The sequence below is a fragment of the Thalassolituus sp. UBA6592 genome, assembly GCF_002433655.1.
Lineage (GTDB): Bacteria > Pseudomonadota > Gammaproteobacteria > Pseudomonadales > Oceanobacteraceae > Venatoribacter.
In genome coordinates this window covers 49,979-76,039 of sequence record NZ_DJIO01000155.1, presented here as the reverse complement: position 1 = coordinate 76,039, position 26,061 = coordinate 49,979, and the positions used below count along the sequence as shown (strand labels likewise).

22 protein-coding genes are annotated in these 26,061 nt (G+C 53.2%); 8 read left to right on the top strand and 14 right to left on the bottom strand.

Translation table 11 applies throughout. The features are described from left to right. Nucleotides 1-175: 175 nt before the first annotated feature. The 5 genes from B2Z72_RS15760 to B2Z72_RS15740 form a co-directional block, all read right to left on the bottom strand. The gene (locus B2Z72_RS15760) at nt 176-1,600 is read right to left on the bottom strand and encodes a gamma-aminobutyraldehyde dehydrogenase (protein WP_296982427.1); all 1,425 of its coding nucleotides are present in this window, start codon (nt 1,598-1,600) and stop codon (nt 176-178) included. A 17-nt stretch (nt 1,601-1,617) separates the two neighbouring features. Beyond that, nucleotides 1,618-2,451, bottom strand: coding sequence for an ABC transporter permease (locus tag B2Z72_RS15755; RefSeq protein WP_296982425.1), 834 nt, complete (start codon nt 2,449-2,451; stop codon nt 1,618-1,620). Then, nucleotides 2,441-3,388: an ABC transporter permease gene (locus tag B2Z72_RS15750; protein ID WP_296982423.1), complete on the bottom strand. Its 948-nt coding sequence runs from the start codon at nt 3,386-3,388 to the stop codon at nt 2,441-2,443. Before B2Z72_RS15750 ends, B2Z72_RS15755 begins: the two co-directional genes overlap by 11 nt. A 1-nt stretch (nt 3,389) precedes the next feature. Further along, a complete protein-coding gene (locus tag B2Z72_RS15745; protein ID WP_296982422.1) occupies nt 3,390-4,496 on the bottom strand; it encodes an ABC transporter ATP-binding protein in 1,107 nt (368 codons plus the stop codon). Between the two features lie 170 nt (nt 4,497-4,666). Further along, complete coding sequence (locus tag B2Z72_RS15740) at nt 4,667-5,821, bottom strand: ABC transporter substrate-binding protein (RefSeq protein WP_296982420.1); 1,155 nt, start codon at nt 5,819-5,821, stop codon at nt 4,667-4,669. Nucleotides 5,822-6,258: 437 nt separating this feature from the next. Between B2Z72_RS15740 and B2Z72_RS15735 the strand changes: the two genes are divergently transcribed. Together B2Z72_RS15735 and B2Z72_RS15730 are read left to right on the top strand one after the other, a co-directional pair. Further along, nucleotides 6,259-7,176 carry a LysR family transcriptional regulator gene (locus B2Z72_RS15735; RefSeq protein WP_296982418.1) on the top strand — a complete coding sequence of 306 codons (918 nt, stop codon included), beginning with the start codon at nt 6,259-6,261 and terminating at the stop codon, nt 7,174-7,176. A 4-nt stretch (nt 7,177-7,180) separates the two neighbouring features. Further along, nucleotides 7,181-8,626, top strand: a complete 1,446-nt coding sequence (locus tag B2Z72_RS15730) for a gamma-aminobutyraldehyde dehydrogenase (RefSeq protein WP_296982417.1) — start codon at nt 7,181-7,183, stop codon at nt 8,624-8,626. A 96-nt stretch (nt 8,627-8,722) separates the two neighbouring features. Here B2Z72_RS15730 and B2Z72_RS15725 read toward each other — a convergent pair whose 3' ends face one another. Continuing rightward, nucleotides 8,723-10,615: a TRAP transporter permease gene (locus B2Z72_RS15725; RefSeq protein ID WP_296982415.1), complete on the bottom strand. Its 1,893-nt coding sequence runs from the start codon at nt 10,613-10,615 to the stop codon at nt 8,723-8,725. A gap of 78 nt (nt 10,616-10,693) precedes the next feature. Then, complete coding sequence (locus tag B2Z72_RS15720) at nt 10,694-11,623, bottom strand: TAXI family TRAP transporter solute-binding subunit (RefSeq protein WP_296982414.1); 930 nt, start codon at nt 11,621-11,623, stop codon at nt 10,694-10,696. 365 nt (nt 11,624-11,988) lie between these two features. Here B2Z72_RS15720 and B2Z72_RS15715 point away from each other — a divergent pair, with 365 nt between their 5' ends. The 5 genes from B2Z72_RS15715 to B2Z72_RS15695 all read left to right on the top strand — a co-directional run bounded on the left by B2Z72_RS15715 (nt 11,989) and on the right by B2Z72_RS15695 (nt 17,636). Beyond that, nucleotides 11,989-13,488 (top strand): aldehyde dehydrogenase, encoded by a 1,500-nt coding sequence (locus B2Z72_RS15715; protein ID WP_296982412.1) that lies wholly within the window; start codon nt 11,989-11,991, stop codon nt 13,486-13,488. Between the two features lie 70 nt (nt 13,489-13,558). Then, on the top strand, nt 13,559-14,077 hold the full coding sequence (locus B2Z72_RS15710; protein WP_349676690.1) for a GNAT family N-acetyltransferase: 519 nt from the start codon (nt 13,559-13,561) through the stop codon (nt 14,075-14,077). A gap of 123 nt (nt 14,078-14,200) precedes the next feature. Next, nucleotides 14,201-14,713, top strand: a complete 513-nt coding sequence (locus B2Z72_RS15705) for a GNAT family N-acetyltransferase (RefSeq protein WP_296982411.1) — start codon at nt 14,201-14,203, stop codon at nt 14,711-14,713. A 142-nt stretch (nt 14,714-14,855) separates the two neighbouring features. After that, nucleotides 14,856-15,755: a CLCA_X family protein gene (locus tag B2Z72_RS15700; RefSeq protein ID WP_296982410.1), complete on the top strand. Its 900-nt coding sequence runs from the start codon at nt 14,856-14,858 to the stop codon at nt 15,753-15,755. Between the two features lie 3 nt (nt 15,756-15,758). Beyond that, entirely contained in the window at nt 15,759-17,636 is a 1,878-nt protein-coding gene (locus B2Z72_RS15695; protein ID WP_296982409.1) for a VRR-NUC domain-containing protein, read from the top strand. A gap of 32 nt (nt 17,637-17,668) precedes the next feature. On the opposite strand, the gene B2Z72_RS15690 is transcribed toward B2Z72_RS15695, so the two are convergent. Next, complete coding sequence (locus tag B2Z72_RS15690) at nt 17,669-18,781, bottom strand: YheT family hydrolase (protein ID WP_297005251.1); 1,113 nt, start codon at nt 18,779-18,781, stop codon at nt 17,669-17,671. Nucleotides 18,782-19,105: 324 nt separating this feature from the next. Between B2Z72_RS15690 and B2Z72_RS15685 the strand changes: the two genes are divergently transcribed. Further along, entirely contained in the window at nt 19,106-19,564 is a 459-nt protein-coding gene (locus B2Z72_RS15685) for a c-type cytochrome (RefSeq protein WP_296982406.1), read from the top strand. On the opposite strand, the gene B2Z72_RS15680 is transcribed toward B2Z72_RS15685, so the two are convergent. The 6 genes from B2Z72_RS15680 to nifL all read right to left on the bottom strand — a co-directional run bounded on the left by B2Z72_RS15680 (nt 19,554) and on the right by nifL (nt 25,832). Continuing rightward, nucleotides 19,554-20,399, bottom strand: a complete 846-nt coding sequence (locus B2Z72_RS15680; protein WP_296982404.1) for a cytochrome b/b6 domain-containing protein — start codon at nt 20,397-20,399, stop codon at nt 19,554-19,556. The two genes, B2Z72_RS15685 and B2Z72_RS15680, sit on opposite strands and share 11 nt — an antisense overlap. Nucleotides 20,400-20,470: 71 nt before the next feature. Beyond that, nucleotides 20,471-21,109: a hypothetical protein gene (locus B2Z72_RS15675; RefSeq protein ID WP_296982402.1), complete on the bottom strand. Its 639-nt coding sequence runs from the start codon at nt 21,107-21,109 to the stop codon at nt 20,471-20,473. Further along, a complete protein-coding gene (locus tag B2Z72_RS15670) occupies nt 21,075-21,509 on the bottom strand; it encodes a hypothetical protein (RefSeq protein WP_296982401.1) in 435 nt (144 codons plus the stop codon). The genes B2Z72_RS15675 and B2Z72_RS15670 overlap by 35 nt, the downstream gene beginning before the upstream one ends. 194 nt (nt 21,510-21,703) lie before the next feature. Then, nucleotides 21,704-22,537: an NAD(+) diphosphatase gene (nudC, locus tag B2Z72_RS15665; protein WP_296982400.1), complete on the bottom strand. Its 834-nt coding sequence runs from the start codon at nt 22,535-22,537 to the stop codon at nt 21,704-21,706. A 115-nt stretch (nt 22,538-22,652) separates the two neighbouring features. Then, nucleotides 22,653-24,230, bottom strand: a complete 1,578-nt coding sequence (gene nifA / locus B2Z72_RS15660) for a nif-specific transcriptional activator NifA (protein ID WP_296982399.1) — start codon at nt 24,228-24,230, stop codon at nt 22,653-22,655. Nucleotides 24,231-24,245: 15 nt separating this feature from the next. Then, nucleotides 24,246-25,832 carry a nitrogen fixation negative regulator NifL gene (gene nifL, locus B2Z72_RS15655; protein ID WP_296982398.1) on the bottom strand — a complete coding sequence of 529 codons (1,587 nt, stop codon included), beginning with the start codon at nt 25,830-25,832 and terminating at the stop codon, nt 24,246-24,248. Nucleotides 25,833-26,061 lie beyond the last annotated feature (229 nt).

The window sequence follows — 26,061 nt, the reverse complement described above, 5'->3', positions numbered from 1 at the left end:
TCTGCGATTAATTCACAGCCAGAGCCAGACGGACTCGTTTGGTGTGTAATCTTACTGCGCACCTCAATGCTTGATCATCACATGACGAATCTGTTTAGCGTGTAATCTTACTGCGCGCCTCAGTGTTTAATCATTACATGACGAATCTGTTTGGCGTGTAATCTTACTGCGCGCCTCAGTGTTTAATCATTACATGACGGACGACGGTATAATCCTCCAGACCATACATGGACATATCTTTGCCATAGCCAGACATTTTCATACCACCATGAGGCATTTCAGTGGTGAGCATAAAGTGCGTATTGACCCAGGTGCAGCCATACTGCAGACGGGATGACATACGCATGGCGCGTCCGGTATCGGCTGTCCATACAGAGGATGCCAGGCCATAATCAGAATCGTTGGCCCATTTAAGGCCTTCTTCTTCGGTCTCAAACAGGGTCACAGACACCACAGGTCCGAACACTTCTTTCTGTACGATTTCGTCATCCTGTTTAGCACCAACAATCAGGGTTGGTTCATAAAAGAATCCCGGCATATCCGGAATGTTACCGCCGGCCGCGATGGTGATATGCGCCTGCTCACGGGCACGGTCAACCATAGCTGCGACTTTCTGTTGCTGGGCTTTGGAGACCAGCGGTCCCATTTCCACACCCTCTTCTTTCTGGGTGCCGATTTTAATGCTGGCAACGGCATCACTCAGTTTTGCCACCAGCTCATCGTAAATACCTTTCTGCGCATAAATACGGCAGGCTGCGGTACAGTCCTGACCAGCGTTATAAAAACCAAAGGCGCGGATACTATCAACGACTTCATCAATATTGGCATCGTCGAATACCACAACCGGCGCTTTACCACCCAGTTCCATGTGTGTGCGCTTCATGCTTTCTGCACCACTGGCAACAATCTTCTGCCCCGTCGGAATCGAACCGGTCAGCGACACCATGCGCACTTTCGGGTTAGACGTCAGCGGCGCGCCCACTTCACCACCGGTGCCGAAGACAATATTCACTACACCAGCCGGGAAAATATCTTTTAATATTTCCGCGAATTTCAGTGTGGTCAGTGGAGTAATTTCGGAAGGCTTGAGTACCACGGTATTACCCGCAGCCAGTGCCGGAGCGAGTTTCCAGGCCGCCATCATCAGCGGATAGTTCCACGGCGCAATAGACGCCACCACACCCACAGGATCGCGACGGATCATAGAGGTAAAGCCCGGCAGATATTCTGCTGCCGCAGAACCGTTCATGGTACGGCAGGCACCGGCAAAAAAGCGGTAAACGTCGGCGATGGCCGGAATTTCATCACCCAGCGCCGCTTCAAATGGCTTACCTACGTCGAGGGATTCCAGCTCCGCCAGTTCTTCGCCCATGGCTTCAATTTTATCCGCCAGCGCCAGTAATAAACCGGCCCGTTCAGCAGGAGACGTCAGGCTCCAGCTGTCGAAGGCGGCTTCAGCCGCATCAACAGCCGCATCCACCTGGGCGGATGATGCCTCGGCAATGTCACAGATTTTTTCACCAGTCGAGGGGTTAAACACATCAATGGCAGTACCTTCGCCGCTTACCAGCTCGCCGTTAATCAGCATTTTATTCAGCATGAGTATTTCCTCTCTCTTTATTTACCGGAACCAGCTACATCTTCCCCACCCTTGGTGAGCAGATACGCCAGGAAAACAGGAATGGTGGTGACCAGCATCACCAGCATGGCGACCACGTTAGTCACCGGCACATCTCGCGGCCGCGTCAGCTGATTCAACAGCCAGATCGGCAGCGGCTTTTCATGGCCGGCGGTAAACGTGGTCACAATTAATTCATCAAATGACAGGGCAAACGCCAGCATGCCACCGGCCAACATAGCGGTGCCTAAATTCGGCAGGACGATATAGCGGAAGGTCTGCCAACCGTCGGCACCGAGATCCATGGAGGCTTCAATCAGGCTGCCGGAAATACGGCGAAAGCGCGCCACCACGTTGTTGTACACAATCACCACACAGAAGGTCGCATGACCAATCACAATGGTGGTAATGCCCGGGTGAATATCCAGCGCTTTGAACGCACTTAATAATGCCAGGCCGGTAATAATGCCGGGTAAGGCAATAGGCAGAATCAGCATTAAGGTAATGCTTTCTTTACCGAAGAAATTACGTCGATACAGTGCCGCCGATGCCATGGTGCCAAGAATCATCGCCAGCAGCGTGGCAACACAGGCAATCTGCAATGACAGGCCAATCGACTCCAGCACGTCGGCCCGGCCAAAGGCCACAGCAAACCATTTGGTTGTTAATCCGGGTGGCGGAAAGCTGAACGCCGACTCTTCCGTGTTAAAGGCATACAGGGCAATAATCGCGATGGGAAAATGCAGGAATACCAGCCCACCCCAGGCCGCGATTTTTAACCAGATTGAGGCTTTTTCTTTGCCAGAATTAGTGCCAGAAGTATCAGAGCGCATCGAATGCCCCCAGTCTTTTTACAATGGAGAGATACACGGCGATCAACACAATCGGTACCAGCGTAAAGGCTGCCGCCATCGGCATATTGCCGATTGAGCCCTGCTGCACATACACCATGGTGCCGAGGAATAAGCCCGGAGGTCCCACTAACTGCGGTACGATGTAATCACCCAGAGTCAGTGAGAAAGTGAAAATCGAACCGGCAGCAATGCCCGGCACGGCTAACGGGAAAATCACATAACGGAAGGTTTTCAGCGGCGTCCCGCTGAGATCCGCGGATGCCTGCAGTAATGAAGGTGGCAGACGTTCCAGTGCGGCCTGAATCGGCAGAATCATAAATGGCAGCCAGATGTAGGTGAACACCAGAAAACGGCCGAGATTAGAGGTCGATAAAGTATTTCCGCCAATGCCCGGAATACTGAGTAAAAACTGCAGCACACTATCCAGACCAAACAGATTAATAAACCAGCTGCTGACGCCTTCTTTCGCCAGCAATAACGTCCAGGCGTAGGCCTTAACGATATAACTGGTCCACATCGGCAACATCACAGCGATATAGAAAAACGCTTTGGTGCGGCCAGTGGCGAAGCGCGCCATGTAATAGGCAATTGGGAAGGCCAGTAACGCACTGAACAAAGTGACGGAAACCGCCATCAGAAAGGTGCGCAGAATAATGTCGAAGTTCGCTGCATCAAACAGCTGGGCATAATTGCTCAGCGTCAGCGTCTCATCCACCAGCATGGTGAAATCATCAAAGGTATAAAAGCCCTGCCATAACAGACTCAGCAGCGAGGCAATATACACCGAGCCGAACCACAGCAGCGGCGGCACTAACAGCAGTAATAAATACAGATTAGGGCGACGATAAAGTACGTCAGCAAAGCGGCCTAACGGGCTGCGCTTTGCCAGCGGTATAACGGCTTCAGCAGAACTCATGTCAGCCTCCCACCGCCTGCGCAGCGTCACCTGTGGAGTCTGACCGTAACGCCACCATAGCGTCTGCCTGCCAGCTCAGAGAGACTTCGCTGCCGTTATTTAATGCAGCCCCTTCACCACTGAAGCCATTCGCTTCACTGGCATTAATCACATCACCACTGGCCAGCTCAACGCTGTAACGGGTATTCGCCCCCTGATACTGAATATCACGGATAACCCCCTGCACCAGCAGTTCACCGGACTGAGCGCTGCGGCCACCTGACTGAGCGCTGCTGCCATCTGACCGAGCGCTGCTGCCGCTATGCACAGCAATATATTCCGGGCGCAGGGCGAATGACTGCCCCGCAGCCGGACTGATACCCAACTGCTGCACCAGAGCCGGTTGCAGCACGTTGGCAGTGCCGACAAATTCTGCCACAAAGGCGGTTTCCGGTTTGTTGTACAGATTACGTGGCGAATCCATCTGTTCAATTTTGCCTTTATTAAAAACCGCCACGCGGTCAGACATCGACAATGCTTCAGTCTGATCGTGGGTGACAAAAATAAAGGTAATGCCTAACTGGCGCTGCAGGGTTTTTAATTCACTCTGCATCTGTTCGCGCAGTTTTAAATCCAGTGCGCCCAGTGGTTCATCCAGCAACAGAACTTTAGGGCGGTTTACCAGCGCTCGGGCAAGCGCAATACGCTGACGCTGACCGCCGGATAACTGTGCCGGTTTACGGGCACCGTAAGCACCCAGCGCGACCATTTCCAGCGCTTCGGCGGCACGGCTTAAGCGTTCTTTTTTAGCCACGCCTTTCACCATTAGACCGTAGGCGATGTTTTCCAGCACGTTCATATGCGGGAACAGGGCGTAATCCTGAAATACCGTGTTCACATCACGCTGATACGGCGGCAGGCCGGTGGCATCACGACCGTGAATAATGACGTAGCCATCAGTGGGCTGCTCGAATCCGGCAATTAATCGCAGGCAGGTAGTCTTGCCGGAACCGGATGGCCCCAACATGGAAAAAAACTCACCTTCGGCGATTTTCAGGGAGACCTGGTCAACAGCTTTAACATCACCGTAAAGACGGCTGACCGAGGAAAATTCAACAACGCTCGTCATAGGACTAACTTCTGTGCTGTGCGGTTGGTATTCAGAACCCGCCCGTTAAACTCAACCGGGCAGATTCTTTTTTATTACCGGGTTGAGCGCATAACCCTCATGCGTTACTCAGCCCGGATATTTCCTTCGTTTGGCTTTGCTGACTTAACAGCGCCGTATCACAGGGGGAATCAGCGTCCACCCATGATGGCGATATAGTCTTTGGTCCAGCGCGCGTAAGAAACGCAGGTGCCCTGGCTTTCGCATTTTGATGTTGGTGTTTTCCAGAAATACACCTCATCAAAGTTGTCGAAACCATTGGTTTTACAGCCTTCTTCACCCAGCAGTTCGTTACCTTTACAGGCAGCCGGTACCGCAGGAACCGCACCAAACCAGGCTGCCAGATCGCCCTGCAGTTTTGGTGTGATCGACCAGTTCAGCCATTCGTAAGCACAGTTAGGGTGTGGCGCATCAGCCGCCATCATGGTGGTGTCTGCCCAGCCGGTAACACCTTCTTTCGGGAACACTTTGGCAATTGGTTGACCTTCAGCAATCAGCAGGTTCGCCATAAATGGCCAGGAGCTGGATGCGGCAACGCCTTCGTTTTTGAAATCACTCATCTGCACGTTGTAGTCGTGCCAGTAGCGGTGAATCAGATCGTGCTGACCACGCAGCAGTTCAAGCACCGCGGCGTATTGTGTTTCGTTCAGCTGGTACGGGTCTTCAATGCCCAGCTCAGGTTTTGTCGCTTTTAAATACAGTGCCGCATCCGCCAGATAAATCGGGCCGTCATAAGCCTGCACACGGCCTTTATTGGATTTGCCATCCGGCAGGTTCATTTCTTCAAACACGTACTTCCAGCTGTCCGGTGCGGTTTTAAATACCTCGGTGCTGTACATCAGTACGTTCGGGCCCCATTCAAACGGTACGCCGTAGTGTTTGCCGTCCACCGTGTGCCATGGCGCATTCTGCAGACGCTCATCCACGGTATTCCAGCCTTTGATCAAGTCCAGGTTAATTTCCTGCACGCGTTTGCCGTAAATCAGACGCAGGGAAGCATCGCCGGAGGCCGTCACCAGATCGTAGCCACCTTTGGCCATCAGGCTGACCATCTCATCCGAGGTTGCTGCGGTTTTTACGTTAACGGCACAGCCGGTGTTTTTTTCGAATTCAGTCACCCAGTCAAACGCCGGATCGGTTTCGCCGCGCTCGATGTAACCTGCCCAGGCGACGATATCCACGCGCCCTTCCCCTGCACCGATTTTGTCCTGAGCCAGTACCGCATTGCCTGCGCTCGCCAGCAGCACACCCGCCAGCGTACTGACCATCAGATTTGCTTTTGCCATGGTGAAGTCCCCTAACCTTGATCAAATTATTTGCCGGATAAACACCGGACCATCTGTGACCACCTCAGGCTAATTGCAGGGATAAAAGAGCGACCAATTGTTAATAAAGATTGAAGCCATCTGAAAAACCGATAGCCACAGATAAAACGCTGCCCTGAAACAACCATAAAATGCCCTGCAGGCCTTATAAAGTCTGGATTCGTTAGCAGAGCACGGAAAGACTGGATCTACCTCCAAACGGGTAGACAATCCTCTCATTCAGGGTAGTCACAGGGGCTTTTTAAAGGTGGACATTGCCAACAATCGTTTTATTGAATCGCTTACGGCACACTGTCTCTGCGGCGCCAGACGGAAACCAGACGAAAAATAGCCACCAGGCTGACAGCCGCTTACACTGCCGCCGTTGGGCGGTTTATTAAAAGGAATAAAAGCCTGCCATGATGAGCCTGCGCCAGATCCGTTACTTTATCGCCATTGCTGAAACCGGATCGGTGTCGGCAGCCGCGCAGGCTGTGCATATTTCCCAGTCGACCCTGACCACTGCCATCCGTCAGCTGGAAGAGGATTTAAACGCGACCCTGTTCAGCCGCCACGCCAAAGGCATGGAGCTGACCCATCAGGGCCATCAGTTTCTGCGTCAGGCTCATCTGGTACTGGCATCGGTGGAGAACGCCCGCCGCAGCCTGCTGCAGACCACAGACGATATTCGCGGCGAAATCACCATCGGCGTGACCAGTCTGGTGGCCGGTTATTATCTGGCGGATCTGCTCGCCCGTTTTCAGCGCATTTATCAGGGCGTCACCATCCGTGTGGTGGAAGATGACCGTTCCTATATTGAACACCTGCTGGTCAGTGGTGAGATCGACGTCGGCGTACTGATACTCTCTAACCTTGAATACCGCGCCGCCCTCAACACCGAAGTTCTGACCTTCTCGCGCTACCGGTTATGGTTGCCGCCGGAACATGAATTGCTGCAGCTCGACAGCATTGATTTACAGACCCTTGAGCAGCAGCCGATGATTCTGCTCAACGTTGATGAAATGGAAAAACGCATCCGCGATCTGTGGAACAGTGCTCACAGCCGTCCTCAGGTAAGCATGCGCAGCTCCTCGGTAGAAGCCGTGCGCAGCCTGGTGTCAGCCGGCATGGGGCTGGCGCTGATGCCGGATATGACCTATCGCCCCTGGTCGGTGGAAGGTGACCGCGTGGAAGCCCGGCACATTCCGCAGATTTCAGACACACTGGATATTGGCCTCGCATGGCGTCGTGGCGGTGCACGTAATCCGGTGATCGATCACTTCCTCCCTGTGGCGCGTGAATCCCTGCCCGCCCGGCAACCACTGGCCGTGAGTTAAGCCCATGACGGAATCCTTAAACTTTCCCCAGCGATTATTAATTCATGGCGAACTGAGCGACGGTCAGGGCGACCTGGAAGACGTTATTAATCCGCGCAACGGCAGCCTGATTACCCGCCTGCCCCAGGCCTCCAGCGAACAGGTCAACGATGCGGTGCTCAGCGCCCGTTCGGCGTTTAAACAATGGAAGCGCACAACACCGGCGCAACGGGCCGCGTATCTGCTGGCGATTGCCGATGCCATCATGGCCAACAGCAAAACATTCACCGCGCTGGAAACCCTGAATTGCGGCAAACCCAGACGTCAGGTGGAAGACGATGAAATTCCAGCCACCGCCGATGTGTTCCGTTATTTTGCCGCCGCAGTCCGCGGTCAGACAGCACCGGCCGCCGGAGAATACATCCGTCATCACACCAGCATGGTACGCCGCGATGCCATTGGCGTGGTCGGCACGATTGCGCCGTGGAATTACCCGCTGATGATGGCCAGCTGGAAAATCGCCCCGGCCATTGCCGCCGGCAACAGCATGGTATTTAAACCATCAGAACAGACACCGCTGAGCGCCCTGTATCTGGCACAACTGCTGAACGATATTCTGCCGCCCGGCGTCGTCAACATTATTCCCGGCCGCGGCGACAGCGTCGGCAGCCAGCTGATCAACCACAAAGACATCAGCATCGTGTCGCTGACCGGTGATATTTCCACCGGCCAGAAAGTACTGCAGGCAGCCGTACGCACGGTAAAACGCACGCACCTGGAACTGGGCGGCAAAGCGCCGGTGATCGTACTCGACGATGCCGATATCGACGCCGTCGCCGAAGGTGTCAGTAAATACGGCTACTACAATGCCGGTCAGGACTGCACCGCCGCCTGCCATATTTATGCGCTTAAACCCGTGTATGAAAAACTGCTCAGCGCACTGGCCGATAAAGTCTCCGCCATTCAGTTTAATGTTGATGAATCCTGCGACAACCTGCTCGGCCCGTTAATCAGCCAGCGCCAGCGCAACAGTGTTGCCAGCTTTGTTGAACGGGCACTGGAATTACCCCACACCGAATTAATCTGTGGCGGCAGCATTCCCGATATGCCCGGATTTTATTACCAGCCCACCGTGATCGCCGGGGCGCGCCATGAAGATGAAATTGTGCAGCGGGAAGTGTTCGGCCCGGTGGTATCCGTGACCTGCTGTGACAGCATTGAACAAGCCATCGACTGGGCCAACGACTCCCAGTACGGCCTCGCCTCGTCGGTATGGTCAGGCAATATCGGTAATGCCATGCGCGTTGCCAGCGAGCTGGAATACGGAGCCACCTGGATCAACAATCACTTTATGCTGCCAAGCGAAATGCCACACGGCGGTTTAAAGCGCTCAGGTTATGGCAAAGATCTGTCGATGTTTTCCTTAGAAGACTATTCCGTGGTACGGCATATTATGGTGAACCATAAATAAAGAATTTCTTTAGCTATTTTTTTATTTTTCATTCGCCCGGAACGCAAAAAGGCCTGCAAATGCAGGCCTTTTCTTTCCACTATCAGTACCGAGCAATCAGGCTGCTGCAGTCTCACGACGGTGTTTCAGTACGTCCAGCACCACCAGCACGGCAACGATAGCCACCAGGATGATACGGTACTCGTGCGGGATAAAGAGTGTAACCACGGCAATAGCTGCCAGTACTACACGTAATGCTTTACCCAGACGGGTTGCCCACTGACCTTCAATCGCACCGGCAAAAGCACCGATCAGCGCGACGGTCGCCAGAATGGATTCAACGTAGCCCCAGATGGTATCGCCATCGGTCCAGATCAGCGTGGAGAAGGCCATCATCGCCGGAATCAGGAAGAAGCCCTGCGCCAGCTTAAAGGCCTGCACCGCCGTTGGCATAGGCTTGGAACCGGCAATACCGGCACCGGCAAATGCCGCCAGAGCGATTGGTGGAGTAACGTTAGAGGTCTGTGACAGCCAGAACACGATCATGTGTGCCGCCAGCAGGCTGACGCCCAGATCCATCATCGCCGGTACCGCCATAATCGACAGTACGATATACGCCGCCGTTACCGGCAGACCCATACCCAGTACGATGGCAGCCACAGCAATCAGCAGCAGCACGGACCACAGGTAACCGCCGGACATGGCCAACAGGAACTGAGTGAACTGCAGACCCAGGCCTGTCTGACCAACCACGCCCACGACGATACCGGCGGTGGCACAGGCCACAGAAATCGGCAGCGCCATCAGCGCACCTTCTTTCATGCCTTCAAAGAATTTACCGATGGTGATGCGGCTGTGTTTGCGCAGCATGGCAGCGATCAGAATCGCCGCACAACCGGCAATACCCACCAGCACAGGTGAATAGCTCATCAGCAGCAGCGCGGTGATCAGAATCAGCGGCAGCAGGAAGTGCCAGCCCTGAGCCATCACGGTACGGATCTGTTCTGTCTGGCTCATGCCTTTCAGGTCGAGCTTAACCGCCATCAGGTGCACGTACAGCAGAGTACAGGTGAAGTACATGATTGCCGGAACGATGGATACCAGCAGAATTTCGCTGTAGGAGATACCGGTAAACTGCGCCATCACGAAGGCACCCGCGCCCATCACCGGCGGCATAATCTGACCACCGGTAGATGCTGCGGCTTCAATACCTGCCGCCTGCTCTGGCTTATAGCCGAGTTTTTTCATCATCGGGATGGTCAGTGCACCTGTGGTCACTGTGTTGGCAATGGCCGAACCGGAAATAGAACCCAGTGCCGCGGAGGCGATCACACTGGCTTTGGCCGGACCGCCACGGTATTTACCGGCAACGGCAAAGGCAGCATCAATAAAGAACTGGCCGGCACCGGTCACCTGCAGGAAGGCACCGAACAGTACGAAAATAAATACCACACCGGCGGCGATGGCCAGGGGCGCACCAAATACACCGTTGGTGGAGAAAATATGGAAGCGGATCATCTCTTCCAGGCTGAAGCCTTTACTGGCCACCGAAGCCGGAAGAACATCACCAAACAGTGCGTAGAGAATAAATACTCCAGCGACGATCACCATGGTCATACCGACTGTACGGCGTGTGGCTTCGAGTAATAACACCACCAGCACGGTACCGGCTATCAGGTCCGGCATCTGCAGACCGTCCAGCAGGAAGCTGATGTCATCGTAATCAAACACAGAAATCTGTGCCGCGGCCCAGCCACTGAGCACGATCATAGCCAGATCGATCAGACGGAAGAGCGGATAGAGTTTGGGTCCTGCGTGTTCCTCTTTAACCAGTGGATAAACCAGAAACACAAGCACCAGTACCCAGCCCAGATGAACAGGGCGGAACACGGGTGCCGAGAGTTGAGCCGAAATTCCCTGCCAGATCTGAAAGACAGATAAGCCAACGGCCAGCAAAGTTGCCAGTAGCAGCAGATAACGCGTTACACTGCTGTTGTTTTCGCCGGTCATTTTTTACTCCCGAAATAAACCTGCAATAAAAACGCCCGCGGTGACGGATCACGGCGAGCGCATTAACGATCGATTAAATTACTTGCGCATTTCGTTCAGGTAACGCTGAGAACCCGGGTGCAGAGGAACACCTTTCAGGATGTCCATGTTTTCCAGGGTGGTGAACTTAGCAACGTTAATGGCCTGACGGATTTCAGTCATGTGCTCGAACGCAACTTTGGTCATTTTATAGGCCAGTTCTTCGTCCAGGTCTTTGTTCACAACCAGTACGTTCCAGATCGCCGGAGTTTTGAAAGCAGGTACCTTGTTGTAGGTTTCTGCTGGTGCGTCAAACTCCATGTAAGCAGGCGCAGCTGCTTCGATTTTGGCCAGTTCTTCGTCGCTGAAAGACAGGATACGGATATCACGGGTCAGGGCCAGTTCGGTGATAGCACCAACGCCCAGGCTGCCCACGATCACACCAGCATCAATCTGACCGTTAGCCAGCGCTTCGGTGGTGGCGGTGTAGTTCAGGGACTGACCGTTAATTTCGTCTTCAGAGATACCCAGAATATTCAGGATGTTCACTGAGCTTACGCGGGTACCGGAACCTGGTGCGCCCAGAGACACTTTTTTGCCTTTCAGCTGAGTCACAGAAGTGATGTCAGAGTTGGCAGGTACCATGATCTGTACAACGTTAGGGTACAGAGCAAACAGTACGTTAGCAGGCATCTGACGTGGGAAAGGTTTTTCACCTTTCTCTGCTTTCAGTGCCACGTTACCCATGGCAATACCTGCCAGCTGTTTGTTGGTGGACACTTTAATGATGTTTTCTACAGACGCTGCAGTGACTTCTGCACGGGCGTTAATTTCCGGAATGTTTTCACTCCAGATTTTTGCCAGCATGCCACCCAGCGGGTAATAAGTACCGCTCTGGCTGCCGGTACCGATGGAATAGTTTTCTGCAAATGCAGCAGTTGGTGCCAGCAGAGCGGCGGCCATCATTATTTTAGTTATAAATTGTTTCATACAGACTCCGGTAATTATCGACTTCTAACAGTTCTGATAAGGCGTCGGCTACCGGAAAGCAGACATAAAATGTGTGTGCTTTCCGGTGGCAAAATACCCTCTACTACTATCGTAGCATCTACCATCCGGGGGAGGACTATGCGACCTAAGACTAGATTGCGGTCAGGGATTCTGCCGGTCTTGGCGGGAGGTGGCAAAGCATAGTGGCTCGAATTGATCAGAATTTAATCAGATTAGGTAGTAAACCCTACACCCATTATGTACTTGTACGCAAAGTTTTCATTCCCTACCCACCAGGACATATACACAAAGCCAGTGCGACAGCGCAGAATGCGGTAAACGCATTGTAAACCGGAGATTTCCCCATGACTCAGTACACCACGGCTGAATGGACGGCCAAAGCGGCACAGCTCACCATCCCGGCCCACGCCTGGGTAAACGGCAAGCCGGCTCAGGCTGTTGCCGGCGAGACTCAGCCATGTATGAATCCGGCCACCGGCGAGGTGCTGGCACAGATTCCTGACTGCAAACAGGCCGACGCTGATGAAACAGTGAAAATCGCCCGTGCAACATTCAATTCCGGTGTCTGGTCCCGAATGGCACCGATGGAGCGTAAGAAAATCATTGTGCGCTGGGCGCAGCTGATTGAAGACAACATCGATGAAATGGCTCTGCTGGAATGTCTGGATGTGGGCAAACCGATCAGTGATACCTACGGCATCGACGTACCATCCGCGATCAACACTATCCGCTGGACCGGCGAAGCCATTGATAAAATCTACGGCGAAATCGCACCAACTGCTCCGGGCACTCTGGCGCTGATTCAGCGTCTGCCATTGGGTGTGGTGACGGCGATCGTGCCGTGGAACTTCCCGCTGTCCACCACCGCGTGGAAACTGGCGCCGGCACTGGCTGCGGGTAACTCGGTGATTCTGAAACCCGATCCGAAAACGCCACTGACCGCTATCCGTTTAGCCGAACTGGCAACTGAAGCCGGTCTGCCGGATGGCGTGCTGAACGTCCTGCCGGGCGACGGTGTTAATCTGGGTAAACACCTGGCGCTGCACCCGGACATCGACGGCCAGACCTTCACCGGTTCCACTGCGGTGGGCAAGCTGCTGATGCAATACTCCGGTCAGAGCAACCTGAAGCGTACCTTCCTTGAGCTGGGCGGTAAGAGTGCCAACATCGTGTTCGCCGATGCTGATCTGGATACCGCTGCTATGTGGGCTGCGGTTGCCGGCTTCTATAACTGTGGCCAGACCTGCACCGCCGGTACCCGTCTGTTAGTACAGGACAGCATCTATGATGAATTCCTGCAGAAGGTGGTTGAGCATGCCAAAGCCTGGACGCCGGGCAACCCGCTGGACCCGGAAACCCGTATGGGTGCCGTTATCGACCAGAACCAGATCAACACCATCCAGAAATACATTCAGATCGGTAAAGACTCCGGTGCCCGTCTGCTGACCGGTGGCGATGCCTTTAATGGTCTGGGCGGCGACCTTGGCGGTACCTTCCATAGTGCAACACTGTTCGCCGATGTGGATAACAGCATGACCATCGCTCAGGAAGAAATCTTCGGCCCTGTGGTATCCGCCATCCGCTTTAAAGATGCAGATGAAGCCATCCGCATCGCCAACGATTCCAGATACGGTCTCGCCGGTGGCGTCTGGAGCCGTGATATTTCCACCGCCTTAAAAGTGGCTGATGGTGTGCGCACCGGTACCATGGGTGTGAACAACTACTTCGGTGGTGATATCACTGTGCCGTTCGGTGGCTTTGGTGAATCCGGTAATGGCCGCGATAAATCCCTGCACGCCATCGACGATTACACTGAGCTGAAAACCACCTGGATCGAATACTGATGAGCACGGCAGCGCTGGTACGGGCGGCTAACACCGCAGACATCGCTGCCGTCGCCGTTCTGTTTGATCAATACCGCTGCTTTTTTATCAGCAGCCATCCGATAAAGAAACCGCGCTGGCTTTTATCAACGCGCGTTTTAACCGCGCTGAATCCATTATTCTGGTTGCCGAAAATAGCGCCGGCCAACTGCTTGGTTTCTGTCAGTTGTATCCCACCTTCTGTTCGGTCGCCGCGGCAAAAATTTTTGTTCTGTACGATTTATTTGTCGCTGCAGACGGGCGGCGCAGTGGAACGGGAAAAGCGCTGTTAAAGGCTGCAGAGCACACTGCCCGTCAGCACGATGCGGTGAGAATGGATCTGGCAACTGCGGTGGATAATATCGCAGCGCAGGCACTGTATGAGTCTCTGGGCTGGCAACGGGACCATGCCTTTTTATACCTACAGCCTGACGCTTTAAAACCGCACAAACATAGTAAAAAAACGGATACCCGTACAGGAAAGCCGCAGCAAATATGCACATTTGTTTCACACATTCTGCGCCATTTACTGAGCTTAAAAATTGAACAGTCATTTTTCTGTGACAAATAATGACAAAGCTCACTGTAAAGACATCTATAGCTGGGTTAGCCTCTTGTCTTAATAACTGTAACGCGTTTGTCTTACCCTCGATCAACCCATAAGACAAAGCGGAAATAACCTGAGGAAAATGTTATGACGCTGATTTTACGCTCGGCTGAAACGTCGGACCGTGAAGCGCTTAACTCTCTGAACGAGACAGCTGCGCCCCATGTGGACCGCTTAAACGAAGATCATTTCAGCTATCTGGTGGAACAGGGGCTGTGCATCGTAGCCGAAAACCCACTGGGTAAAATGGAAGGCTACATTATTCTGGTGCGCCACGATGAAAACTTCGAAGCCGAAGATTTCCGCTGGTTTCAGGAAAGCACCAACGAGCCATTTGTGTATATCGACCAGGTCGTGGTTGATCCGGAATACCGTGGCCGCGGCATCGCATCAGAGCTGTACCGTTGTGCAGAAAAATACGCTGCGCAACTGGGTGCTGCTGCACTGACCTGTGAAATCCGTATGGACCCGCTGAACGAAGACTCCCATCACTTCCACCGCGAACACGATTTCGAAGAAATCGGCCGTCGTCGCAGCCAGGATCACGACGTGCTGCTGATGAAAAAAGCCGTCTGCGAAGAACCCTTCGTTCCTGCCTGAGTTATTACCGGCACCAGTGTCATTCCGGCACTGGTGCACACACCCGCCTAACCAACGCAGATTCTGATTGCAGTGGCTACAACCTCAGTGGCTTGAAAGGCAGTGTGTGCGATAATCACCGCATCTGACTGCGGTGAGCCCCATGGCCGACGACAAATCCTCCACCCTGTTAAAACGTGCTTTCTACCGTGCAGGGCCCGACCACCGGGCGCTGCTGGGTGGCGTTATTCCGGATTTTCTCACCATCCGCCAATGGTTCGATTTCCGCGGCGTGGAAATTGGCAAATGGGTCACCCAGGCCGAACAGGAACAGGCCGCAGCTCTGTTTTTTGATGCCTTAAGCGACCTCAGTGGCATTCTCGCCGGTACCTGGCTCAATGCCGAAGATAACCTGCTGCTGGGCCAGCAGATCATTTCCCTGCGCGGCACCCTGGCGCTGCAATACGGTAAAGGCGGTCGTCCCGGAGTTTCTGCTCACTATTCACCACTGGAGCGCAGTTTCGCGCTGGCTAAAAATGCCGGACCCGGCAGTATCGCCCATGAGTGGTTCCACGCCTTTGATCACTATATCGCCGGCAAAGTCTTTGGTTCCGGCCATAAAAAGACCGCATTTGGTTCCCGCCTGTGGCTGGATAACAAACCTTTGCAGCCGCATCGGCTGAACAGCCTGCTGGCTCAGTGCTATGCCGCGGTACTGCTCGATCAGGAGGGCCGCGGCCCGAGTGATATGTTCAGAGCGTCCGCGGCGCAGGATAAAAAACACGGCATGCTGTATTTCTCGCAACCGGAAGAAATGTGCGCCCGGGCGTTTGAAGCCTTTGTGCAGGACGCCGGAATTAAAAATGCCTTTCTGGTAAAAGGTACGCAGAAATCGGAAGAAGCCAAACTCGGGCTGTACCCACAACAGCTGCAACGTGCACGTATTAATATGGCCTTTCAGAATTATTTCTCGAAGCTGACAGCGGCTTTACTGCAGAATGCCAAACGCGAATACACCCTGACGGCTGACGATGATGGCGCCAGCAGCAATAAAGAAGGCTGATGAATGAATGCCGACAGCGTAAACAGCATCCGCCCGGCCGACGTTAACGACCCACTCTATTACCTTAAGAATTTCACCACCGCTCTGAACTGGGTACTGGCCCACAGCCGTGACCTGTTAAGCGCGGAGGAAAGTACCCGGCTGGATCGTTTTGCCACACTGTCGCAGGATGCTCAGGCGCTGCTGCTGCGTATGGTCATGCGCAAAGGCGAACTGTTTTTTCCCTCGGCCCTGATCTACAGCGAAATCAGCGATACAGAGCAGGCGGCCAGCGAGTTAGCACAACAGGCATTCTGTACTCTGGACCCGCTGTTAACGGCAGTCGAACTCACCGCCCTGCTGAAAAAAGATGAATTGCTGGCGCTGCTGCAACGGCATGCTCATAAGCCATTGCCGGACAATATCAAACGCTGGAAAAAAGCAGAGCTGGAGCAGCTTGTCAGTGAGCTGTTCGGTGACAGTGGCAGTGGCAGTGGCAGTGGCAGTGGCAGCAACAGTGACCATGACAGAACCCTGCGTCCGGCCAGCGAGTGGCTGGGCACTGAGGAGATGAACAGTAAGAAGACGAACGATAACGGGAGGAAAGACAAGGCTCTGATACGCCTCGACGTTATGCCATTATTCGACACCATTCGCCTGCTGTTCTTTGGCAACGGCTGGCAGAACTGGAGTGAATTTGTGGTCACTGAACTTGGCCACCTGAGTTATGAAGCTGTGCCACTGGATCAGTCCAGCCGGCCGTTTCATCAACGCGCTGAACTGGATTTTTACCACCAGCTGGCTGATCTGCAGCAGCAGCTGTTTTTAATCACTGAGCAACTGAAATACAAACAGCTGTCATCCGATGAAGGTGCTGCCTTCATCGCTCAGTGCGCCCAGAGTTTAATGACGCTGAAAAAAACGCCCGCAAACCATTTTGCTGAACTGCCACTCTGGTTACAGCAGCGCTGGCAAAAACTGATGGCACGCTGTGGACGCGAATGCGAACGCTGTCAGAATCTGCCGCTGGCGCTGAGCTGCTATCAGTTAAGTGATCACCGCGAAGCCCGTGCCCGACGCCTGCGGGTGATGGAATTACAGGCCAGCAGCGACGATGACTACCGCCTTCTGGTGGCTGCAGCGGAGCAGCAGCTGACCCTTATTCAACAACCGGAAACACGTATAAGCATCCAGCGCATACGCCAGCGTGCCGCGAAAAAAGCAGGAATAAAACTGCCCGCCGATTCCTGTAAAGCGGATCTGCCCCGAGCCATTAATGCTTACCCATCGCTGCAGTTAACGCTGGCGGATAACGATGACCATGTTGAATATCAGGTGATGGACTATCTGAATCAGCAGCCGGGTGGGCAGTGCTTTTATGTGGAAAACACCCTGCTGCCCGGTCTGTTTTCCCTGCTGTTCTGGCCGGCGATTTACGCGCCGGTGAGCGGTGCGTTTTTTCATCCGTTTCAATCCGGCCCGGCCGATCTGTTCCGTGATTATTTTGCCCGCCTGCGCGAAGAAGAAATTAACGCTGCATTTCTGGCTCTGCAGGATGGCAGTTATGCCGATGTTATCCGTACACGCTTTACGCAGAAACAGGGCATCAGTTGCCCGCTCATTCACTGGGGCTGGCTCAGTGCTGACGTGGTGGAAAAAGCGCTGGCGGTTATTCCTGCAGCACAGCTGGAAGCCATCTTCCGCCATCTGCTGCGTGACCTGAAAAACCACGGCCGTGGTCTGCCTGATCTGATCTGGCTGGGCGATAAGCCCGGAGAATGGAAGCTGATTGAAGTGAAAGGTCCGGGGGACCGGCTGCAGGATCATCAGAAGCTATGGCTGGAGTTTTTCCTGCAGCAGGGGATAGACGCTGAAGTCTGCTACGTCGTGCGGCCGCAATAAGCAGACTTAATCAGCGGCCTCAATAAGCGGCTTCAGTCAGCCGCTTTTGCCAGTTCGGTAAAATATTCCCCGGCCAGCTGATGCGCCCAGGGTTGAGCGGTTAAACCTGAGAAATACGCACAGTGGCTGCCACGGCGGGTCACCGCCAGTATCGCCTGAGGCATTTCACGGATCTGTTCTTTGTATTCCCAGGCGTTATCGATATGGCACACCGGGTCGTCCTCAGCATTCAGAATCAGCACCGGCACGCGGATATTTTCAAACACGCGCATAGGATTCGCGGCATCCATAAATTCCTGCAGGCTGTTAAAACCGGCGCATTCATAAATATTCTGATGCAGCTCATGCAGGTTTTCCGATTCGATCAGGGTCTGATACGACGCCATGCCGGAAAAGGATTCGGGATGGGAAAATACAAACTGCTTCAGCAGTTTCTTCGCCATCATGCGGCTGTAAACATCCTGCGCGCGGCCAAAGGCATGCTCGATGTTATAGCCCGGACAGTAAGCCATACCGCCACGGATTTTTGACTGCTCACCTTCTTCGCCCAGATAACGCACCAGCAGGCCAGAGCCCGCTGAAATCCCGATAGCGTACAGAGGTGACTGCGGATAGCGTTCAGCGATAACGTCAATCTGTTCACGCAGATCGCCGCTGTCGCCCATGGTATTAAATTTAGCGACGGTTAATGGCAGATCGCCATGACCACGACGCTGGCACAGGACGATGCGCCAGCCGGTCTGCTGATAAATATCGCGCATAAAGCCACGCATGCTGTGCGGTGAGCCGGTGATGGTATGCAGCACCAGTAAGGTCGGCTTATCGTCCGCATTATCCAGCCCCAGCCAATGCAGTGCGGTGGTACCGCCATCGGCCATGGTCAGCTGTTCGGATTTTTCATAACTGAGCTTTTTACCCAGGCCTTTTTTGAAACCCAGCGCAATCAGCTGCGCATGGGTGTTAATCATCCATGGCGTAGGAAAATAACGCCGGGTCAGACGCGGTAAACGGCCGATCATATTACGGTTTTCATCGTTATTCTGATAAACCAGCTCGGGTTTAAGCGCCGCGGTACGCCAGTAATACACAGCAAACACCAGCAACAGAATAACGGCAGCGATCAGCCACAGCAGCAGCGAGGACATGAGAATCTCCGGGCAGTCCATTTCCGCCGGGGGTATCCGGCAAATGTAATCAGCGTTAACTTTAACAGACCCGGTCAGCGTGCGGCTACTGCTGCAGCGCGGATCACACATGCGCCCGCCATGCTTAAAATCAGCAGATTGGATGAGATGGAATGTCAGTAAATGTCTGATCTGCGCGGCTCTGGTCTGATGTCTGTAAAAAACTGTCAGTAATAATCCTCTGCAGGTGCATGGGTTTATGCCCTTGGTTACACTCGGACGACATCTGAAAATATTCAGCACGTGATAAAGACATTCCCCCCGTAATAGTGAGAGGACATCACCATGAAAAAACTGGCAACGATTACCTTTTCGGCTGCTCTGGCGTTAACCAGTACCACTGTATTTGCAGACAAGAAAACCGAAGCTGCAATCGATTACCGTCAGTCTGTATTCACTGCCGTTCGCTGGAACTTCGGTACTATGGGCGACATGATGAAAGGCAAGAAGGACTTTGACGCCGCTGAATTCAGCAGCCGTGCAGACAACGTTGCAGCACTGGCGAAAATGCCGCTGGAAGCCTTTATTCCGGGTTCTTATCAGGGAAGCGCGGATGACACCGACGCGCTGCCGGCAATCGGTGAAGACTGGGAAAAATTCTCAGCGGGAATGGATAAGTTCGCCAGCGATGCAGCGGCTCTGGCTGCCGCTGCGAAAAATGCATCCGCTAAAGATGATGTAGCCTCTGCCTTTATGGCGCTGGCGAAAAACTGCAAAGGCTGTCACGACAGCTTTAAAGACTAAGCAGTCCCCAGACCGCTGCGACGGATACAGCGATCACAATCAGCCCGGTTACGATCAGACGTGCCGGGCTTTTTGTTGCCTGCTCAGCGGTGGCCAGATCCACGGCTTCGGCCACCGGCTTTTGGCCCGTTATCATGCCCTGCAGCAACGGCTCTTTGCGGAAACGCTGGTGATAAATAACTCCCACCACGTGCACTGCAATGACCGCCAACAGCACATTGAACATGGTTTTGTGCCATTTGGTGATTTCGATACTCAGGTCATAGCCCACCAGATGCACTAACGGACCTTCGGTGAAAATATCGTCGTTGGCGAATAAACCACTGCCTGCCTGAAATGCACACAGCAGCAATAACAGAACCACAGCCCAGCCACCCAGCGGATTATGACCGGCGTACACAGGTTCTTTGCGCTGCAGCAGGGAACCCAGATATTGCAGCGTGGTTTTCGGTGAATAAATAAACTGACGGAAACGGGCGTAAAAGCTGCCGGCAAAGCCCCACAGCAAACGGAAGATCACCAGCCCGAGTACGGCATAACCACAACGCATATGCCACTGCATCCATTCTCCACCCTGCTCACCGGTCCACCAGGCAAAGCCGATAAAAAACACCAGCGCCCAGTGAAACAAACGTACAAATATGTCCCAGACCTGAGATTTTTGCCCGTGTGCGGAAATATTATCGGTGGCGTCAGCCGTGGTCGTTGTCATGGAGGGGTCCCTGTCGCTGTGATCTTTTACCGTGGAAATAATAGCGAATTTGCGCTCCTGCTCACCATAGGTCAGCAGCAGTAGCGGGCTGGAAATGTGTAGGCGTGTGTCCGCTAACGTCAATTAACGTCAGCCTTCAGGCAAATGATGATCTGCCTGCCGTGGCGAATGGCCGATATAAGTAAAACCCGGCTTCAGAAGCCGAGTTTTACACTCAGGTTATACGCCAGCTCACCGGCATACGGGGACAGTCCGATACCAAAATATTCCAGCGTAAAGCCAGCACCAACACCCGCCATAAAGTTAACGGCGCGGTCCTGATCTTCACCATAACTGGCAGCAACACCACCCAGCACCACGGGGACGATAATTTTCATGCGGTTCTGCCAGCGGTATAAACGGAAATTTTCGCGCATTTTTTCCGCCTCGCCCTGCAGACTTTCCATGGCGGCCGCCTGATCCTGCAGTATATTCACCTGCTCCTGCAGATCATCTTTCAGTTCTGAATTCTGATCACTGATCAGGTCCAGCGCATCCTGTGCGGCTTTCAGCTCAGCCATCAGCTTATCCAGCTCGGCGCGTGACAGACTGACGTTGGTTTTCAGCCGGAAGCACTGTTGATAGGCGCCGCTGCCATCTTCAAAACGCTGCAGACAATAGGCACGCTCTTCAGCGTAGAGCGTCTCTGTGGATGGCGTTTGGGTTTGTGCAGATTGCTCAGCAGCAACATTCTCACCAGCACTGTTCTCACCTACACCATTCTCACCTACACCATTCTCCGCTGCAACAGCAACAGCATCAGCCTGCTGAGCAGAAGCCGGCAGTGCTGTCATCCAGCTTAAGATTGCAATAAGCGTACAGCACTTCAATGGTTGCTTCGTCCAGGTGATCTTCATTTTTTATTGCCTCATCCAGTCCCTGCATGGCATTACTGAGACGGGTTTTCACCCCGCCGATTAACTCGTTCTGCGTGGCCAGCCGCGCTTTCACTTCATCCAGCACCTGCGCCACATCTTTGACATCACTGCTGATCACACCAAGAGAGTCGGCAATATCCTGCAGGCCCTGCTCGATTTCGTCTTCTTTGGTTTGTGGGCATACGGCGGAATTCTGTGGCATATAAGCGCTGAACATCATGCAGGGGGTAATGGCCGAAAACGCCATGTGTGCAGCCAATAGGCCAACACTGACAACCACTCCAGCCACGGCACCGGAAATCATGTCCTTATTCATTGCGGTAATCTCCTGTTCACTGGTGCAAAACTGCGTAGCAGGCCGCCGTCCAGCTTAAAAGATATTAAAGAGAGCTGTTTTATAGCAGATATGCGTGTCAGCAACACTATCCATCAGGGCCAGCACAACGCTGACCCTGACTGAAAGCAAAAGGGGAAGTAAAAACGGCGAGCAAAATGGACAGAAGGGCTGCGTCAGGACGCTTCTTCGGCAGAAATCACCCGCACCGCTTCTTTAATCAGAGTGAGAGCCAGGGTTTTTTCCGGCGGTAATTCCGGCAGGTTATCGATATCAAACCATCCCGCCGTGCGCAGTTCGGTTTCATCAATCACCAGATCGCCTCCGGCATAGTCACACAGATAGCCCAGCATCAGCTGGTGTGGAAATGGCCACGCCTGAGATAACAGATAACGCGGATTGGTAATCTGAATACCGGCTTCTTCTTCGATTTCCCGCGCCAGTGCGTCTTCTGCACTTTCACCGGCTTCGATAAATCCCGCCAGACAGGAATACATACCGTTGCGGAATCCGAGGTTCTGCGCCAGCAGCAATTTACGCCCGTCGCGCACCACGGAGATCACACAAGGCGATACTTTTGGGTAGGAGCGGTATTCACAGCCGGGACAGGTCAGCGCTTTATCGCTGTCGTTAAACTCCAGTGGCGTACCGCAACGGCTGCAGAAATTCTGCGTGCTGAGCCAGTAGCGTAACTGTGCAGCGGCATTAACCACCTTGAACATATCATCCGCTGACATCAGCAGATAATCACGCAGACCGGTTTCCTGCCAGCCTGGAGGGCACTGCGGCAGCTGCACGACGCGCAGCGGGCTGCCATTCACCTGGCCCAGTAACAGCTGCAGCTCAGGCTCCATAGCGATGGATTCGGTGGTCCAGGGGGTGACATTAAGTGGATCAGCAATAACCTCCTGCTTCAGCAGCAGCTGGCTATCGAGAAAATAAAGGGTATTGGTTTCCGGAGAATCTTCACCGGGTACCAGCGCCGGATGATAAATAAAATCAATGGACATACGCGGTTATCCTGCAATACATAAGCGCCAATATAGCCGCTTACGCGCAGAATATCCCGCTATTGCCACAGAAACGGATCATTTCAGCAGTGGTTTGTCTGTCCACTCAGCTATCTCAGAGTTTGCGCACGTTAATCTTCATGGTCTGAATACGGTAAGCGATCTGGCGCGGTGTCATACCCAATAAGCGCGCGGCCTTAGCCTGCACCCAGCCGGCCTGTTCCAGCGCAGCAATCAGGCGCTCACGTTCATCCATATCCGGGCTGTCGAGATCCACCTGAGCAGCCACCGGGGCGGCGGCAAAGGTATGTTGGTTGCGCTGACCATCCGGCAGGGAAATCACATCACAGTCAATGGTGCCTTCCTCGCTCATCACTGCCGCGCGCTCCAGGCAGTTCTCCAGCTGACGCACGTTGCCCGGCCAGTCATGACTCATCAGCATACGCACAGCGCTGTCGGTCAGGCGCAGGTCACGGCCCTGATTGCGGGAAATTTTATTCAGCAGAAATTCCGACAGTTCCGGTACATCCACCAGACGTTCACGCAGTGCCGGAATCTGGATCGCCATAACATTCAGACGATAGTACAGATCCTCGCGGAAGTTACCCTTCTCGACTTCTTCTTCGAGATTACGGTTAGTCGCTGCGACGATACGCACATTTACTTTAATGGTCTGGCCACCACCGACCCGCTCCAGCGTACCTTCCTGCAATACACGCAGCAGTTTGGCCTGGAACAGCGCCGAAATTTCACCGATTTCATCGAGGAAAAGTGTGCCGCCATCGGCCTGTTCAAAGCGGCCTTTGCGCTGCTTAACCGCGTTGGTAAACGCGCCTTTTTCATGGCCGAATAATTCTGACTCAAGCAGGTTTTCCGGCAACGAGGCACAGTTCAGACAAATAAACGGATTGTGTGCACGCGGCGAGTTATAGTGAATGGCGTTGGCAATTAATTCTTTACCGGTACCGGATTCACCCAGAATCAATACGGTGCTGTCCCATTTAGCCACGCGGCGCACCTGATCGAAGACGCGACGCATGCCTTCGGAATGGCCGACAACCATATTATCGAAGCCATATTTGGCGCGCACTTCACGCCGCAGTTCATCACGCTCACGGGCAATGGTCTGCCCTTCTTCAACATTGACCAGCAGGCGCACGGTCTGCGACAACAGGTCCGCCGTCGCCTTCATAAATACGGTACGTTCCGGCAGATAGTCATCCGCCGGTACATCCGGCTGCGCTGCCAGTACACCAATGGCGTTGCCTTTGGCATCACGGATCGGCACACCAATAAATGGTAATTCCAGATCGTATAATTCCAGCCGGTCGAGAAAGCGCGGCTCGCTGGAAATACGGCCAAGGACGATGGATTCGTTAATTTCCAGTACGCGTCCGACAATGCCTTCACCCGGCTGATATTTTACCGAGGATGAATGTTTATTAACGCTCTCTGAATCAGAATAAACAGCGCCAACCTGAATCAGGCTGTTTTCCGGATCATACAGGGTGATAACACCATGACGCAGGCCAGCCTGATTATGCAGAACACCCAGAATTCCGCTGAGCGTTTCTTCAATATTTTTGGCTTTGGATAAGATACCCGACACTTCACACATGCAACGGAACTGACGTTCGATCAGTTCGGCTTTGCTGTTAACCCGCATACCTGCATTGGCTATAGAGTGGCTCATAAAGGATCACCCTTCTCAGCGAATGGATGTGACGGGAATCTGAACGATAATGCGACATCCCGGTTTGTGTTTTTCGTCAATGCGGACGGTACCAGCGTGGTCACTGACCACTTCATGCACCATCGGCAAGCCCATACCACGGCATCCACTGCCGTTGGTTTTTGTACTGAAAAATGGCTGAAATACTTTCATCATCAGTGATGGATCAATACCACTGCCGGTATCAATAATTTCGCAGGTAACGACGTCTTTTTCTGCATCACTGGTAATGATGGTCAGCTCACGCTGTCTGACCTGCCGTTCGCTCATAGCGTCTACGGCATTATCAATTAATTGTTTAAACATACTGCGCAGGCGGCGTTCACGGCCAATAATCGCTGGCAGGTGAACCGACGGCTGCCAGGCCACTGTGATACCGGCAGACAGGAAACGTTCGGTACTGAGTGCCAGCGCTTCGCGCAACAGTTCATTAATATTGACCGGCTTTTTACTTTCCTGAATTTCCGCAGGCATGGAATCACGCATGCTGTCCATGGCACCCCGTCCGGATGCCAGCGCATCTTCCAGCGCAGCCAGCAATGCGTCATCACGGCTTTCCGCACTGCGACGCTGTAACATACTGACCGCCGTGGCGAGCAGATTGACCGGTCCTTCCATCTGATGAATGGCACCATTAACGGTTTCGCGCATGCCCTGCACCAGATCTTCTTCCGCCATTAATGCTTTTAAAGCATTAAGATGGGTTTCTTCCTGACGGCGGCGGATATCGGTAATTTCATTAATCATCAGCAGCACATAGTGATGCACCGTCTGCTCAAAAAATCCGTCCGCCTGTTCGCCCTGCACATCAATATTGGTACCGAAACAACTGAACCAACGCGCCAGGCTACGGCCATGATCGATGGAGAATTCCTGATCATCGAAACTCTTTCTTTCATCAATCAGATTGGTATAACTGCTACCCAGATGTTTACTGACCACATCAACGGCAGCATCCAGACTGTCGCTGTCCGTTAATTCTTTCGCCAGCTCACGGAAACTTGGGTTAGCTGAAACTACATGACCGGTTTCATCCAGAACCACAACGGATGCCGGAACTGAATTCAGAACGGATTCCATCATCAGCTTCTGATTAATAAGACGCTGTTCCAGTTCGTGCATTTCCGAACCGTCACGATGCATACCTAAATAATAAATCGTCTCATTATTTTCATTGATTACCGGCGCAACCGTCAGCTCTGCCAGATACAGACGCTGATCTTTACGGCGGTTCAGCAGCATACCGCTCCAGGCTTTCTGCTGAGCCAGACGCCCCCACAATGCCTGATAAACAATCCGCGGCGTGGTGTGATTGGAAAGAATGGATTCGTTTTTTCCCAGAACCTCTTCTTCACTGTACCCGGTTACCTGGGTGAAAGAACGGTTCACATAAAGAATATTGGCTTTCAGATCCGTGATCGAAATAGCCACAGGTGAATGCTCTACCGCCTGAAAGAAAACTTCCTCTGCTAACAGGACTCCTTCCGGGTGAATATCAGCAATACCTTTTTCAGACAGGTTCACAGCCTCGGCCTGATCCTGAGTGAGCTTGATTTTCCCCATACCAGCTCCTTATGGCGCAATGCATTGTATGCATTATTCTGAAGACACTATTAAACAGGTCAGCAAAGAGTGTGCCTGATGTTTTTTTCGCCTCAGGCCCCATGATTACTGTCATCTGCCCGACAAGAATTTCATTTTTTGTAGCAAAAACAACAAACGACAAAATTGGCTTTTCGCGCTTTTGTAACAAACGCGACAAGAAGAACTTGTGTCACCTTTGCTGCAAACG